Here is a 15,373-nt window from a genome sequence, read left to right as displayed (position 1 = left end):
CTCGATCTCAATGTTTTCGTCGCTCATTTTGTCATAGACCTCCTTTATAATCCACTCAGGCGTGGACGCGCCCGCAGTGATTCCAATAGAAGCCTTCCGGTACAGGGTGGAAGGTTCCAACTCTGCCGCCCGTTCGATCCAAACGACCATGGGACAGAGCGCTTTGCATAACTCGGCCAGCCGTTTGGTGTTGGAGCTTTCCCGCCCACCGATGACGACCATAGCATCGCTTTTGGCGGCCAGCGCCTGAGCCTCAGACTGCCGTTTATACGTAGCATTACATATTGTATCAAAAATTTTTAAATTTGTACACTCTTTTTTTGCTTTTTTTACGCACTCTGTCCAGATAAAGTGCGTGGAGGTGGTTTGAGACACCATGGTGATGGGCAGTTCCCGCCGTTTGGGATCTGCCTCCAGCCACCGGGCCAGGGCCTGCTCCCCTTCCAGCACAACGGGATGGGCGCACCATCCGGCGATGGCGGCCACCTCCGGATGGTCAGGCATACCGATGATGAGCACCTGCCTGCCCTCCCCTTCCGCCTCCTCCACGATGCGGTGGATGCGGGACACGTTAGGGCAGGTAGCGTCGATAACCGGGCAGCCCCGGGCCTCCAGGGCCTGGTGAACCGCCCGCCCCTCTCCGTGGGAGCGGATGATGACGGCAGTACCGGGCGGTACCTGGTCGGGAGACTGGATCAGCGCCACGCCCTGCTCCTTCAGATAGTCAATGACGCTGCCATTGTGGATGATGGGGCCCAGCATGGCACAGGGTCTGCCGCTTTTGGCGGCCTGTTCCGCCAGCTCCACCGCCCGCCGGACGCCGTAGCAGAACCCGGCGGACCGGGCCAGCTCCACCCTCATCGTCCCGCCTGAGGCTGCAAAGCCTCGATCCGTCTCATCAGGTCCTCGGCGATGGCCTTGTACTCATCCGGGGTAGGCCGCTTGGAGGTTGTTTCAGGGTAATAAGGCTCCCCGATGACCACCTGGTTCCAGCGGAACCAGCGTTTCTCCGCCGGCATATAGATAGGCACAATGGGCACGCCGGTGCGAGTAGCCAGCATGGCGGCGCCCGTCTTTGCATCGCCGAAGTCACCGTCCTGATGACGGGTGCCCTCGGGGAACATAAGCAGCAGCTCCCCATTTTTCAGATACTTCATGGCGGTCTTGATGGCACCGATGTCGGCCTGGCCCCGCTTGACGCCGAAAATGCCGCCGTGCTTCAGGATCCAGCCGATGATGGGCCAGTGCATGATCTCCTCCTTGGCCATGACGTGGATCTGGTGCTTCAGACCCAGAGCATAAGCCACAAAGAGAGGGTCGCTCATCCGGGTATGGTTGGCGCACAGCAGAGCGCCCCCCTCCGGAAAGTTCTTCTTGTTGATGCAGCGGGTGGGTTTAAAGATACGAAAGGCCGGCCAGAGAACGATATAGGCCAGGATATAGATGATATTCATACCTGCAACTGCTCCTTTGCAATCTGAATCAGCAGGTCCAAGCTTTGTTGCAGGTCCAGCTGGGTAGTATCGGCCAAAACTGCATCCTCCGCCTGACGCAGAGGTGCGGCAGAGCGGGTGCTGTCCTTCTCATCCCGCTCCTTCACGTCCCGCAGCACCGCCTCGTAATCGGCGCTCTGGCCCCGCTCCTTCAGCTCCAGCCAGCGGCGGCGGGCCCGTGCCTCGGGAGCGGCGGTAAGGAAGATCTTCACGTCGGCCTCAGGCAGCACCACGGTGCCGATGTCCCGGCCGTCCATGACCACGTCGTGCTCCTGGGCCAGCTTCCGCTGGCGGTCCAGCAGAAAGGCACGCACCTCAGGGATGGCGGACACGCAGGAGGCATACCGGGAGATCTCATGCTGACGAATGGCCTGGGATACGTCCTCTCCATTGAGGTACATCCGCTGCTCCCCGTCCTCCCCGTAGCCCAGACCGATGTCCAGGCCGGGCAGCAGGGCGATCACCGCCTCTCTGTCCTCCGGGTCTGCGCCGGTACGGAAGGCCTGCAGGCCCACGGTACGGTAGATGGCCCCGGTGTCTACATACAGGTAACCCAGCGCCTTTGCCAGCGCCCGGGCCAGGGTGGATTTTCCCGCCCCGGAAGGTCCGTCGATGGCAATGCTCCTGTGCTTGGTCATATCACTCTGCCTCCTTGGAGGGACGAACGAACTCCGCCGCGCCTCGTCCCGCCGCCCGGCCGGTGGACCAGGCGATCTGCAAATTAAAGCCGCCGGTGTAGGCGTCTACGTCCAGCACTTCCCCGGCAAAAAAGACCCCGCCCGCCTTCTTGGAGGCCATGGTATGGGGGTCCACCTCAGAAGTTTTAACGCCGCCGGCAGTGACAATGGCCTCGGCGATGGGCCGGGGTCCGGAAATATCGATGCGAATGCACTTGAGGGTCTCCACCAACCGGCGGCGCTGCCCCTTGGTCACCGAGTTGGCCTTCAGGTCGCCGGGAATGCTGGTCAGCTCCAGCACCACCGGCACCATGAGCCGGGGCACCAGCCCCTCCAGCACATGGCGGAAATCCTTGTTGGCACCCTCCCCCAGGTCCCGGAGCACCCGGGCGTCCAGCTTCTCCTGGTCCAGGGCGGGTTTCAAATCCAGCAGGATGTAGTAGTGCTCCTTCCCCATGTCCCGCATATGGGCGGAGGCGGAGAGGATCAGGGGCCCGGTGATACCGAAGTGGGTGAAGAGCATCTCCCCCTGCTCGGCATACACCGTCTTTTTCTTGCTGTTTTTCACCTGGATGGCCACGTTCCGCAGGCTGAGGCCCTGCATCTGGGCGCAGAAGGCCTGTTCCGCCACCAGAGGCACAAGAGAAGGCCGGGGCTCCACAATGGTATGGCCCAGCACCTTGGCAAAGTCGTAGCCGTCGCCGGTGGAACCGGTGAGCGGATAGGACACTCCGCCGGTGGCTACCACCGCCGCCTTGCAGGGATAGGTCCCCTTCTCCCCCTTCACGCCGGTAATGTGTCCCTCCTCCAGGATCAGGCCGACAGCCCGGTCCTGAACGATGTCCACCCGGGCCTTCCGCAGCGCCCGCAGCAGGGCGTCGATGATGTCGGCGGCCTTGTCGGACTGAGGAAACACCCGGTTACCCCGCTCGACCTTCAGGGGCACACCCAGACCTTCAAAAAAGGCTTCCGCCTCCTCGGGAGTAAAGCGGGTGGCGGCGCTGGTCAGGAACCGGCTGTTGCCGGGGATATTTTGCAGCAACTCCTGCACCGTGCAGTGGTTGGTCACGTTGCACCGGCCCTTGCCGGTGATGTACAGCTTGCGGCCCAGCTTAGGGTTGCGCTCCAGCAGGGTAACGGACACGCCCTGCTCCGCGGCGGCCAGGGCCGCCATACAACCGGCGGCGCCGCCGCCAATCACGATGATCTCACTCAAGGGTTTTCGTCCACCTTCTCATAGACCTCATACTCGTCCCAAATCCGTTCCAGACTCTCAAAGGTGCGGGAGAGGTCGTCGTTCTTCTTCCGGCCGATGGCCACGATCAGGGCGTTGACCAGGCTGAGGGGGGCCACCAGGGAGTCCACGAAGGAGGCCATGTCGCTCTTGGCCAGCAGGGTGATGGTGGAATAGGGGGCCAGGGGGGATGCCGCCGAGTCGGTAATGGCGATAGCCTCCGCCCCCCGGTCGTGGGCAAACTGCATGGCCTTCACTGTCCGGCGGGAGTACCGGGGGAAGCTGATACCGATGATCACGTCCTCCGGCCCGATGTGAAGCAGCTGTTCAAAGACCTCGCTGCTGGAGGTGGTGTGGATGATGGTCACATTGTTGAAGATCAGGGTAAAATAGAACCCCATAAAGCTGGCGATGGCGGCGGCGGAGCGCACACCCAGAATATAGATGTGGCGTGCCTTGACGATGGCGTCCACCGCACGCTGGAACTGGGCCTGGTCGGTCTCCTCCATGGTCAGGCGGATCTTCTCAATGTCGGACTGCATCACCATGGACAAAATGTCGTGGTCTCCGATGCGGTCGTTGGTCACCTCGATGCGCTGGATGGAGGTGAGCTTGCTGCGGATCATCTCCTGCAGGGCCTTCTGCATGGCGGGATAGCCGTCGTAGCCCAGCTCGGCGGCAAAGCGCACCACGGTAGACTCGCTCACCTTCACCGTCTTGCCCAGCTTGCTGGCCGTCATGAAGGCGGCCTTGTCATAGGACTCCAGGATGAAGTTGGCGATGAGCTTCTGCCCCTTGGAGAAGGTATTCATTTCAGATTGAATGGTAGAGAGAATATCTTTCGGCATAACCAGTACCTCCCGGCGTTCTGATCCCTGTCGACATAACGCCGTTAACCTTGATGACAAAGAATCCCGGTCCATCCCCCGGTGTGACCGTGGACAGACCGGACAGAAAGACGGCCGCGCAGCCGCGGTACGTCCCTTGATTCAGTAAACACTATCATACTGGTTTTCCGAAAGAAAAGCAATCCCCTTTTTGCAAGAATTCTATCATTTCCTGCAAAAAGTCCCTCAGGCTCTGGGTGGGACCTGCTCCAGCAGGGCCACTTCTTCCCTGCTGAGGACTCTCCAGCGGCCCGGCTTCAGCTCTCCCAGGGTGAGGGCTCCCTCCCGCACCCGGCGCAGGCGGGTGACCTGGAGTCCGGCGGCGGCGCACATCCGCCGCACCTGCCGGTTGCGCCCCTCATGGATGGTGACGGACAAAATCCCCTCCCCCGCTCGCTCCACTTGGGCGGGACTGAGGGGCACGCCGTCCAGCTCCATGGGACCCCGCAGCACCGGCAGAGCGGCGGGGATATCTCCGTTCACCCACACCAGATACTCCTTCTCCACCTCATGGCTGGGGTGGATGAGCCGCTGGGTCAGCTCCCCGTCGTCGGTGAGGATGAGCAGGCCCTCCGAATCCAGGTCCAGCCGGCCCACCGGCCATACCCGGGCTCCGCAGCCTTTCACCAGGTCGCCCACGGTTTTCCGTCCCTTCTCGTCGGACAGGGTAGTGACATAGCCCCTTGGCTTGTTGAGCATCAGATAAGTACGCTTTTCAGGACCCTTCAGAGGCCTGCCGTCCACCCGGATATCGTCTTTGTCCGGGTCGGCCTTATCACCTACAGCGGCAGGCTTGCCGTTCACCGTCACCCGGCCCGCCGTCAGCCAGGTCTCCGCCGTCCGCCGGGAGCACAGCCCATGGGCAGACAGTATCTTTTGCAGCCGCTCTTCCACCGGCAGTCTCCTTTCCGCAGTTGAGGCCCGCCGTAAAACGGCAGACCTCTTCTGTATTGTGTCAAATTCATCCGAACAGCCGCTGCCACCACCGCAGAGGGGCCACGTTGTTGGCCGCGCCCGTCTGGTAGAGCAGGGGCAGCCGGCCGATCTCATCCCCGTTCAGGGTGAGGGTGAGGCTCCCCGCCGGGAACCCGGCCTCCACCGGCGCCTCCACCTGCTCCGGCAGGTCCACCGTACGCTGGACGGTCTCGCCCTGGGCCAGCGGGTAATAAAAGTCGGACACGGTGCTCACCCGGGTGAAAGGGCACAGACTGCCCGTCACCGGAATGTGGGTCCACTCCCCCGCCGACGCCGCCAGGGTCCGGGGATAGGTGGCAAAGCCGTAGTCAAAGAGGGCGGCGTGGTCCGTCCAGTCGTTGGGGGCGTTGAGGGTGACGGCGATGAGCTCCTGGCCATCCCTCAGGGCGCTGGACACCAGGGTCCGTCCCGCCTCGTCGGTGTAGCCCGTTTTCAGGCCGGTGCACCCCTCATACCGCCACAGCAGCTTGTTGTGGTTGGTCAGGCTCCGACCAGCAATGAAGATAGACCGGGTGGAGACGATGGCCCGCAGCTCCTCCCGCTCCAGCACCGCCCGGGCCAGGATGGCCATATCGTAGGCGGTGGAGCAGTGGTCGGGATCGTCCAGACCGTTGGGGTTTGCAAAGTGGGTGTCGTTCATGCCCAGCTGGGCGGCCTTTTTGTTCATCTCCGCCACGAAGCTCTCCACGTCTCCCCCGCAGTAGCCTGCAATGGCCAGGGCCGCGTCGTTGCCCGAGGAGAGCATCAGCCCGTAGAGCAGAGCCTCCAGGGTGACCTTCTCCTCCGGCTTGAGGTACATGGAGGAGCCCTCCGCCCCCGTCCACTCACGCTTGATGGTTACCGTGGAGGACAGGTCGGGATGGAGTTCCACCGCCACCAGGGCGGTCATCAGTTTGGTGATACTGGCGATGCTCCTCTGTTCCCGGGCGTTTTTCTCATAGAGCACCCGCCCGCTCTCTTTGTCCATCAGGATGGCCGAGGAGGCGGACAGGGTGGGTTCTGCCCCGAAAACGGGCAGAACCAGCAGAGACAGAACCAGCAAAAGGGCGCACCAGCGTTTCAAAACAGCATCACCTCACATCGATGCCGTTAGTATACGCCCTCAAATCCCGGTTTATCCGTGCCCGGGTTGGCGGCCTTCTCTGCCTTTTTCTTCTCCTGCTGCTTCTCAATGAAGTCCGTGATCTTGTCGATGGCCTCGGGCACCATCTCCACCACCCGGTCCACAGTGGTAGCGGCGGGAGGCGCCACAGGCAGCAGCTTCACCGAGCCGTCCTTGACCACCAGGAAGCCCACCGGGATCAGGTTGATGCCCGCCCCGGCGCCGCCGCCGAAGCAGCTGTTGTCCTCCGGTTTCTTGTGCTTGCTGCCAAACTCAGTGCCGCCGGAGCCCACACCCACGCTGAGCCGGGAGATGGGGATGATGGTCACCTCGCCGGTGACGATGGGCTGGCCCACAATGGTGTTGGCGTCTGCGATCTCACGGACCTTGTCCACGATCTCGCCCATCAGATCTCCGATAGGATGCTTTTCCATAGCTTAAACCGCCTCTTTCTGTGTTTCCTGCCGGGATTTGCTCCCGCTTTTTTGTTTGGAAAGGATGGGCAGTACCTTGGATGCCACCCGGACGCCCAAGGCAAGGATCTGCCCGATGGTCAATGTGGCCGCCGCCCGCAGATATACAGTGGGATGCTCGGTGGTAAAATCCACGTTGGTGCGGATGCGCCACTCCTTCACCTTGAAATTTTGCTCCACCAGGGGCCAAAACATACCGATGGCCCCGTTGAGTCTGCCGTAATTCACCGCCGTCTTGGCCGGATCGGCGGAGGCAACAACCACGTCCAAATAAAACTGGTCAATGCGGATCTTCCGCCGCAGCTGCCCGGCGGCATCGGTCACCACCGGCAGCAGTTCTTTCACCAGATCAAAGATTTCTCCCGCCGTCTTGGGCTTCTTTGGAGGCTTGGACTTTTTTTGCTTGGATGCCTTGGCTTTTTTTGCCTTGGCCGGTTTGGGCTGTTTGGCCTTCCGGGGAAAGAGGGTCACCCGCACCGGCCCTGCCAGCAGCCGAACGGTAAAGGTCTTTTGGGCGTACTCCGCCCATACCCCCACCCGGATCAGGCTGAGCAGCACCAGCGCCAGGACCACGATCCCCAGAACCAGCAGCACAATCATGCCCCAGACTCCTCCTCAGACTTGGCCAGCTCCCTGGCGGCTTCCTCGATCTCTTCTTCCGTAATGGCGGACAGGTTCTCCCCTTCCTCCGCCGCCTTCAGCCGCTCCACCGCCGCCTGCATCTCCAGGGTAATTTGCCCGTCCTCCGGCGGCATATTGGGCAGCTCGGGCAGTTCGTCCAGGCTGGACAGGCCGAAGGACCGCAGGAAGGTCTGGGTGGTGCGGTACTGGATGGGCCGGCCCGGCACCGCCAGGCGGCCGCACTCCTCGATCAGGTCCCGCTCCAGCAGCAGGCCGATGGTGTAGGAGCTGTCCACCCCACGCACCTGGTCCACATAGGCCCGGGTGGCAGTCTGGTGGTAGGCGATGATGGCCAGCACCTCCAGAGCGGGCTGGCTCAGCCGGGCCGGACGGCGGGTCTCAAAGGCTTTTCGGATGTAGGGGGCGAACTCAGGGGCAGAGCACAGCTGATAGCTGGTCTCCAGCCGCACCAGCCGGATGCCCCGGCGCTCATAGCTGTAGCGGTCGGCCATGCGCTTGCACACCGTGTCCACGGTGCCCCGGTCCAGGTCCAGGGCCAGGCACAGCCGTTCCACTCCCACCGGCTCCCCGGCGGCAAAGAGGATGCCCTCGATGGCCGATTCTATTTCCTTTACTTCCATAGATTATCCCCCGTCTGACGGCTCATAAACATCGGTGGAGTAGTCGGGCTCCTCCCCGCCCTCCCCGGTGCTTGTAATGGTGCAGTCCTGCTCGGTCCCCGCCAGGCGCACCCGCCGGGCCTTGCACAGCTCCAGCACAGCGATAAAGGTGGCCACGATCTCCGACCGGCTCCGGTTGCCCCGGAACAGGGCGGAAAACCGGGTGACCCCGAACCGGGCCAGCCGCTCCAGAATCTCGTCGGCCTTGTCGGCCACCGGGTAGGGCTCCCGGCCCACGATGCCCTCGAAGGCGGCCATAGGGGGCGGCAGTCGGTGGTCGGTCCGGGCCAGGACCGACTTCATGGCCTTCAGCAGGTCCTCAGGCTTGTGGACGTAGCGGTAGGTCTTGTCCGCCTGGATGGCCTCCGGCGGCTTGGTCAGGTAGTCCCGCCCCACCGCATAGCGGTCGGACAGGGTGGGCACCACCGCCTTGATGCGGACATAGTCCTCCCGCCGCTGATGTTCCTCCAGGGAGGCCATCAACTGTTCCAGTTCGGTGAGGGCCTCCTCATCGTGGATGGACAGCAGCATCCGGGTCTTGATGTAGACCAGCTGGGCCGCCATGGTGACGAACTCGCTGGCCACCTCCAGGTCCAGCTGCCGCCGCTGGTCCATCCAGGCCAGATATTGGTCCAGAATCAGGGAGATCTGAATGTCCTTGATCTCCATCTTGTTCTTGCTCAGCAGATGGAGAATCAAGTCCAGGGGGCCGTTGAAGTCCTCCATATCCTCCCGGTTCTTGACCACTTTTTCCAGATGGTAAATGGGCGTTTCGATGGCACTCACCTCAAAACAGGTTCAGAATAGTGGAAACGTCCTGGAGATAGAGCAGCCATTCCAGCGGCATTCCGGTGATGGCGCACAGCCCCCGCAGGCACTGGACCATCAGGAAGGTCAGGGGCTTGTTGAACACCCCCACCAGCACCAGGATGATGAGCAGGCCCATCACATATTTCTCATACTTGAGGATGGTATAGTAGGTCCTGTCGGGCAGGAAGGCAAACAGGATCTTGGACCCGTCCAGAGGGGAAATGGGGATCAGGTTGAACAGCCCCATGCCAACCCCCAGCAGGGCCATATTGGACAGGAAACACAGGGCCAGCAGAGTGCCCTTGTTGATGGGAGCGAAGTGCCAGACAACGGAGGCCAGCGCCACTGCCGCCAGAGCGGTGAGGAAGTTGGCCACCGGTCCTGCCAGGGCGGTGAAAGCCATGCCCTGTTTGGGTCGCTTGAAGTAGCGCATATCCACCGGCACCGGCTTGGCCCAGCCCACCTTGACCACCACCATCATCAAAAGGCCGATGAGGTCCAGGTGCTTGATGGGATTGAGGGTAAGCCGTCCGGCGTTTTTAGCGGTGGGATCGCCCAGCCGGTAGGCCACAAAGCCGTGAGACAGCTCATGCAGGGTGATGCACAACAGAGCGGCCACGGCGCTGATGAGCAGAGCCACAAGCCCCCACCAGTCCATGTGCTGGGCAAATTCACGCAGAGAACCCAATGGTCATTCCTCCAACAGTTTGCGTTTCAGCCGGTCCAGTACCGGATCGGTCAGTCCGGCGGCATACAGATAGTCCAAAACAGAGCCGTAGGCCCCCTCCAGCCTCTCCAGGCAATCCTCCAGATATTCCGGCTTGGAGAGGCCCACATAGGCGGGCAGGTCGGCGCGGGTCTCCTGCATCCACCGGATCACCGGGCGGATATAGGTCTGGGACACCTGATAGTCCGCCAGGATATCCAGACGGTCCACTCCCGCCAGGGTGAGCAGCAGGGCGGCAATGCAGCCGGTGCGGTCCTTCCCCGCCATACAGTGGAAGAGCACACCCCCAGGTGCGTCGGCGATGGTCTCCAGCACCGAGCGTATGGTGTCCTTCCGCTCCAGGGTGCGGAAATAGCCCAGGCCGATGAGCTCCTCCTCGTTGGGCAGCTTCTCGCCGGTAGACATGGGAATGAAATGGCAGGAGAAGCCGGAACGGGCCGTCAGTTCGTCAGGGAACTGTCTCGCCTCCGCCGGGCTGCGCAGGTCGATGATAGTAGTGATGTTCCGCTCCAGCAGAAGCTGGACATCGGCGTCGGTCAATCCCATAGGGTTGTCCCCCCGCAGCAGAACGCCCCACCGGGTGGTCCTCCCATCCGCCGTAGGATAGCCGCCCAGATCCCGCAGGTTGAGCATCTTCCCCAGCACGATTCGCCGCTCCATTCCATTTCACCTCAGTTCTGTCCATAATTTGATTCCGATTATATCAAATTTTCCCGAAAAACACAAGCCGGACCGGCGGGTTTGCCCAGCCGGTCCGGCCTCTGCTCAGATGATGTGGTTCCGCAGGGTGCCGATGCCCTGGACGGTAACCTCCACGGTGTCGCCGGGCACCATAGGCCCGATGCCTGCTGGGGTACCGGTGGTCACCACGTCGCCAGGCTCCAGGGTCATGGAGGCGGTGATGAACTCCAGCAGCTGAGGCACCGCCGTCATGAACTGGCTGGTGTTCCCCTGCTGGACCACCACCCCGTTGAGCCGGGTCTCGATGGCCAGAGCGTCGGGGTCCACCTCGTCGGTGACCACGGGGCCCAGAGGGGCAAAGCCGTCCATGCTCTTGCCCCGGGTCCACTGGCCGTCCCCCTTCTGCACGTCACGGGCGGTGACATCGTTGAGGCAGGTGTAGCCCAGGATATAGTCTGCAAAGTTCTCCGCCTTTACATCCTTTGCCCGGCGGCGGATCACGAAAGCCAGCTCCCCCTCGTAGTCCAGCCGCTCCACAAAGGCGGGGGCGTGGACGGTCCCCTCGGGATGGTTGAGGGTATTGGGGGCCTTCAGGAAGAGGATGGGCTGCTCAGGTACCCCCTCCCCCATCTCCATGGCGTGGTCATAGTAGTTCTTGCCCACGCACACGATCTTGGTGGCCTCGCAGGGGGCCAGCAGGCGGCAGGCCTCCAGGGGCAGACTCTCCCCGTCGTAGCAGATCCCCTCAAAGGGCGGGCGGGTCAGGGTGCGCACCAGGTCTCCCTGGAGCACGCCCCATACGCCCTTGCCGTCCCGCAGCAGCTTCACATATCTCATGCCAGTCCCTCCGCGTGGTCCAGAATCAGATTGAGCAGTTCCTGCTTTCCGTCTCCCTTTTCAGCCGAAAAGGGAATCACCTTTACATCGCCGTCCAGCTCCAGGGTCTCCCGGATGCGGGCCAGATTGGGCTCAATGTCGCTCTTGCGCAGCTTGTCCAGCTTGTTGGCCACCACGGCAAAGGGTTTGCCGCTGTTCTTGAACCACTGGGCCATGGTGCAGTCGTCGGCGGTGGGCTTGTGGCGGGAATCCACGATCATCAGCCCCAGTGTCATCAGAGAGTTGTCCGCAAACCACTCCTCCATGAGCCGCCCCCACCGCTGCTTCTCCGCCATGGACACCCTGGCGTAGCCGTAGCCCGGCAGGTCCACCAGATAGAAAGCGGAGTCGATGAGGAAGTAGTTGATGTGGGTGGTTTTACCGGGGGCGGCGCCCACCCGGGCAAAGTTCTTCCGGTTCAGGAGCCGGTTGATCACTGAGGACTTGCCCACGTTGGAGCGGCCGGCAAAGGCCACCTGGGCCAGCCGGTCCCGGGGAAAGTCAGACGCCTTGGCGGCGGAGCGGACAAATTCCGCTTTTTGCAGATTGATGGGCATAATTACCTCCCAAATGTGTATGCGCGACGGGGGTTTGCCCCCGTCTTACTGGCGCAGATTGGGCCGCTCGGCGGTCTGGGTCCCGGTGTGGGGCTGAGCCAACGGCTGGGCAGGTTCACATACCTTCAGGTCCAGGGCCTCAGCCAGTACCTGATCCACCTGCTCCACAGGCACAAACCGCAGGCCCGCCTTGACGGTGGGATCGATCTCCTCCAGGTCCTTCACGTTATCCGCCGGAACAATCACAGTGCGGATCCCGTTGCGGTAGGCGGCCATGGTCTTTTCTTTCAGACCGCCGATGGGCAGCACTCTGCCCCGTAAAGTAACTTCGCCTGTCATCGCCAGTTCCGTCTTGACCGGCATCCCCGTGAGGGCGGACACCATGGCGGTGGTGATGGCGATGCCGGCGGAGGGGCCGTCCTTGGGCACCGCTCCCTCCGGGAAGTGGATATGGAGATCCTTTGTCTTGTGGAAGTCGGCCTCAATGCCCAGCTGGGCAGCCCGGCTGCGAATGTAGGTCAGGGCGGCGTGGGCAGACTCCTTCATCACGTCCCCCAGGTTGCCGGTAAGCTCCACCTTGCCGGTGCCGGGCACCACGGCCACCTCCACCTCCAGGATCTCGCCTCCCACGCTGGTCCAGGCCAGGCCGTTGACCACGCCCACCTGCTCGGTCTGGGGGATGTGGTCGGGGTGATACCGGGGGATGCCCAGCAACTCCTCCAGGTTCTTTTCTGTAACGCTGACCGACTTTACAGCGCCTGTCACCAGGCGCATAGCGGCCTTACGGCACAGAGCGCCGATCTGCCGCTCCAGGATACGCACGCCGGATTCCCGGGTGTAGCCCCGGATGAGCATACGCAGTGCGTCGTCGGACAGCTTGAACTTGGCCTTTGTCAGGCCGTGGCGCTTGATCTGCTTGGGGATCAGGTGGCGCTTGGCGATCTCCACCTTTTCCTCGTCGGTGTAGCTGCTCAGCTCAATGACCTCCATCCGGTCCAGCAGGGGCTTGGGGATGGTGTCCAGGGTGTTGGCGGTGGTGATGAAGAGCACGTCGGACAGATCGAAGGGCACCTCCAGGAAGTGGTCCCGGAAGGTAGCGTTCTGCTCGGCATCCAGCACCTCCAGCAGCGCGGAGGCAGGATCGCCCCGCTGGTCGTTGCCCAGCTTGTCGATCTCATCCAGCAGCAGCAGCGGATTGCAGCTGTCGGCCTGCTTGATGGCGGCAATGATGCGGCCGGGCATAGCCCCCACATAGGTCTTGCGGTGGCCCCGGATCTCAGCCTCGTCGTGGACGCCGCCCAGAGAGATGCGGGCCATATTCCGATGAATGGCGTGGGCCACGCTGGTGGCAATGGAGGTCTTACCCACGCCGGGCGGGCCTACCAGGCAGATGATCTGCCCCTTCATCTGGGGAGAAAGCTGCTTGACGGCCAGGAACTCCAGGATACGTTCCTTTACCTTCTCCAGGCCGTAGTGGTCCCCATCCAGCACCTTCCGGGCGGCCTCCACGTTGACCCGCTCTTTGGTATACTTGCCCCAGGGCAGTTCCAGCACAGTATCCAGGTAGTTGCGCAGCACCGTAGCCTCGGCGGAGCCGAAGGGCTGCTTCTCCAGCCGGCCCAGCTCCTTGGTCAGCTTGTCCGCCACCTCCTGGGGCAGCTTGGCCTGGGCAATACGCTGGCGGTACTCCTCCAGCTCGCTGTCCCCCTGGCCGTCCTCCCCCAGCTCCTGCTGGATGACCTTCAGCTGCTCCCGCAGCACATAGTCCCGTTGGCTCCGGGTGAGTTGGTCCCGCACCTTGTCCTGCATCTGGTGCTCCAGCTCCAGAATGGCCACCTCCCGGCGGAGGTTCTGGCACAGCTTCTCCAGCCGGCGGACGGGGCGCAACTCTTCCAGAATGGCCTGCTTGTCCCCGGTGCGCATGGGCAGGTTCTGGGCGATGTAGTCGGCAATATAGCCCGGCTCCTCGCTGGAGAGCACCGACAGCAGAATGTCGGGAGTCATCTTGGGGGCCAGGTCGATGTAGTTCTCAAACAGCTCGTAGGTCTGACGGATCAGCGCCTCGGTGCGGGCAGAGCGGCGGAAGGTGGTCTCCTCCGGGATCTCCTCCACCTGGGCGGTGAAGTATGGCGTGGTCTGGGTCAGGCACTGGAGCCGTCCGCGGCTGACGCCCTCCACCATCACCCGCACATTACCGCCGGGCAGGCGGAGAATCTGGCGGACGGTGCTGATAGTACCCACCCGGTAGAGGTCGGCCTCCTTAGGCTCCTCCACCGCCATGTCCCGCTGAGCCACCAGAAAGATGGGCTGGCCAGAGGTCATAGACTCATCCAGCGCCTTGATGGAGGCCTCCCGGCCCACGTCAAAGTGGAGCATCATATTGGGAAAAATGGTCAGGCCCCGCAGGGCCAGGGCCGGCATGACCGCAGGCAGATTGGTTTGCATGGACTTCCCTCCTCTCGGGAATATGAAACAGGAGACAGGACCGGGGGCGGCCGGTCCTGCCCAGTCTCCCGGTTCCTGTCTCCTATATTGGTCTTATGGCTGTTCTGTTCAGGACACGTTGCCCTTTGGGGCCTTTCCGCCGTGCTCGGCACGGAGGGACGCGCCGCCCAGCCTGGGCCGGTGGGTGCGCTCCGGGTCGTGCTCCACCGTGGGAGGCACATGGTCCTTGACGCTCTCGGCGGTGATGGTCACCTTGGTGATGGTGGGGTCGGAAGGCACGTCGTACATGACCTGGGTCATGACCTCCTCCAGCACCGCCCGCAGGCCGCGGGCGCCGATACCACGCTCAATAGCCTTGTCGGCGGCCGCCTCCAGGGCGGCGGTGTCAAAGGTGAGATCCACCATATCGTACTCCAGCAGCTTCTGGTACTGCTTCACCAGGGCGTTCTTGGGCTCGGTGAGGATGCGCACCAGCTGGTCCTTGTCCAGGGCGTTCAGGGTGGTGATCACCGGCAGACGGCCCACCAGCTCGGGGATGATGCCGAACTTCAGCAGGTCGTGGGGCTGGACCTCCTTGAAGATGGCGGTATCCTTCTCCTTCTTGCTCTGGATCTCGGCGCCGAAGCCGATGGTCTTTTTGTCCAGACGCTGCTCGATGATCTTCTCCATGCCGTCGAAGGCGCCGCCGCAGATGAAGAGGATGTTCTTGGTGTTGATCTGGATGAACTCCTGATGGGGGTGCTTGCGGCCGCCCTGGGGGGGCACATTGGCCACGGTACCCTCCAGGATCTTCAGCAGGGCCTGCTGCACACCCTCGCCGGACACGTCGCGGGTGATGGAGGTATTCTCGCTCTTGCGGGCGATCTTGTCGATCTCATCCACATAGATGATACCCCGCTCGGCCAGCTCAATGTCGTAGTCGGCGGCCTGGACCAGACGCAGCAGGATGTTCTCCACGTCGTCGCCCACGTAGCCCGCCTCGGTGAGGGTGGTGGCGTCGGCAATGGCGAAGGGCACCTTCAGGATGCGGGCCAGAGTCTGGGCAAACAGGGTCTTGCCGCAGCCGGTGGGGCCCATGAGCAGGATGTTGCTCTTCTGGAGCTCCACATCCTCCCCGCCGCCGAAGTAGATGCGC

At 62.6% G+C, this 15,373-nt stretch carries 17 protein-coding genes; all 17 read right to left on the bottom strand.

Annotation, left to right across the window (positions count from 1 at the left end; all coding sequences use genetic code 11):
• A partial coding sequence (ispH, locus tag IHN22_RS09790) for a 4-hydroxy-3-methylbut-2-enyl diphosphate reductase (RefSeq protein ID WP_191435040.1) occupies nt 1-861 on the bottom strand: 861 nt, incomplete at its 3' end.
• A complete protein-coding gene (locus tag IHN22_RS09785) occupies nt 858-1,454 on the bottom strand; it encodes a lysophospholipid acyltransferase family protein (RefSeq protein WP_191435039.1) in 597 nt (198 codons plus the stop codon). The genes IHN22_RS09785 and ispH, both read right to left, overlap by 4 nt.
• A complete protein-coding gene (gene cmk, locus IHN22_RS09780) occupies nt 1,451-2,131 on the bottom strand; it encodes a (d)CMP kinase (protein ID WP_191435037.1) in 681 nt (226 codons plus the stop codon). Before cmk ends, IHN22_RS09785 begins: the two co-directional genes overlap by 4 nt.
• A gap of 1 nt (nt 2,132) precedes the next feature.
• The gene (locus tag IHN22_RS09775) at nt 2,133-3,386 is read right to left on the bottom strand and encodes an NAD(P)/FAD-dependent oxidoreductase (protein ID WP_191435035.1); all 1,254 of its coding nucleotides are present in this window, start codon (nt 3,384-3,386) and stop codon (nt 2,133-2,135) included.
• Nucleotides 3,383-4,252 (bottom strand): MurR/RpiR family transcriptional regulator, encoded by an 870-nt coding sequence (locus tag IHN22_RS09770; RefSeq protein WP_087187909.1) that lies wholly within the window; start codon nt 4,250-4,252, stop codon nt 3,383-3,385. Before IHN22_RS09770 ends, IHN22_RS09775 begins: the two co-directional genes overlap by 4 nt.
• A gap of 225 nt (nt 4,253-4,477) precedes the next feature.
• Nucleotides 4,478-5,185: a pseudouridine synthase gene (locus tag IHN22_RS09765; RefSeq protein ID WP_191435034.1), complete on the bottom strand. Its 708-nt coding sequence runs from the start codon at nt 5,183-5,185 to the stop codon at nt 4,478-4,480.
• Between the two features lie 67 nt (nt 5,186-5,252).
• A complete protein-coding gene (locus tag IHN22_RS09760) occupies nt 5,253-6,329 on the bottom strand; it encodes a D-alanyl-D-alanine carboxypeptidase family protein (protein ID WP_191435032.1) in 1,077 nt (358 codons plus the stop codon).
• A gap of 26 nt (nt 6,330-6,355) precedes the next feature.
• Nucleotides 6,356-6,802: a GerW family sporulation protein gene (locus IHN22_RS09755; RefSeq protein ID WP_087187906.1), complete on the bottom strand. Its 447-nt coding sequence runs from the start codon at nt 6,800-6,802 to the stop codon at nt 6,356-6,358.
• A 3-nt stretch (nt 6,803-6,805) separates the two neighbouring features.
• A complete protein-coding gene (locus IHN22_RS09750) occupies nt 6,806-7,441 on the bottom strand; it encodes a DUF2953 domain-containing protein (protein ID WP_087398630.1) in 636 nt (211 codons plus the stop codon).
• Nucleotides 7,438-8,103 carry an SMC-Scp complex subunit ScpB gene (scpB, locus tag IHN22_RS09745; protein WP_087268538.1) on the bottom strand — a complete coding sequence of 222 codons (666 nt, stop codon included), beginning with the start codon at nt 8,101-8,103 and terminating at the stop codon, nt 7,438-7,440. Before scpB ends, IHN22_RS09750 begins: the two co-directional genes overlap by 4 nt.
• Nucleotides 8,104-8,106: 3 nt before the next feature.
• Nucleotides 8,107-8,928: a segregation and condensation protein A gene (locus IHN22_RS09740; protein WP_340042685.1), complete on the bottom strand. Its 822-nt coding sequence runs from the start codon at nt 8,926-8,928 to the stop codon at nt 8,107-8,109.
• 1 nt (nt 8,929) lies between these two features.
• On the bottom strand, nt 8,930-9,640 hold the full coding sequence (locus IHN22_RS09735; RefSeq protein ID WP_191435030.1) for a site-2 protease family protein: 711 nt from the start codon (nt 9,638-9,640) through the stop codon (nt 8,930-8,932).
• 3 nt (nt 9,641-9,643) lie between these two features.
• A complete protein-coding gene (locus IHN22_RS09730; RefSeq protein ID WP_087398628.1) occupies nt 9,644-10,339 on the bottom strand; it encodes a tyrosine-protein phosphatase in 696 nt (231 codons plus the stop codon).
• A 105-nt stretch (nt 10,340-10,444) separates the two neighbouring features.
• Nucleotides 10,445-11,197, bottom strand: coding sequence for a fumarylacetoacetate hydrolase family protein (locus tag IHN22_RS09725; protein WP_191435028.1), 753 nt, complete (start codon nt 11,195-11,197; stop codon nt 10,445-10,447).
• A complete protein-coding gene (gene yihA / locus IHN22_RS09720) occupies nt 11,194-11,793 on the bottom strand; it encodes a ribosome biogenesis GTP-binding protein YihA/YsxC (RefSeq protein ID WP_191435025.1) in 600 nt (199 codons plus the stop codon). The genes IHN22_RS09725 and yihA overlap by 4 nt, the downstream gene beginning before the upstream one ends.
• A 45-nt stretch (nt 11,794-11,838) precedes the next feature.
• A complete protein-coding gene (gene lon, locus IHN22_RS09715) occupies nt 11,839-14,238 on the bottom strand; it encodes an endopeptidase La (protein ID WP_191435024.1) in 2,400 nt (799 codons plus the stop codon).
• A 108-nt stretch (nt 14,239-14,346) separates the two neighbouring features.
• Nucleotides 14,347-15,373, bottom strand: a 1,027-nt coding sequence (gene clpX / locus IHN22_RS09710; RefSeq protein ID WP_191435022.1) for an ATP-dependent Clp protease ATP-binding subunit ClpX, incomplete at its 5' end; no start/stop codon positions are given.

It is taken from the genome of Flavonifractor sp. An112 (genome assembly GCF_904377885.1).
In the GTDB taxonomy this organism is placed as follows: Bacteria; Bacillota; Clostridia; order Oscillospirales; family Oscillospiraceae; genus Flavonifractor; species Flavonifractor avicola.
This window is presented reverse-complemented; position numbering and strand designations above follow the sequence as displayed.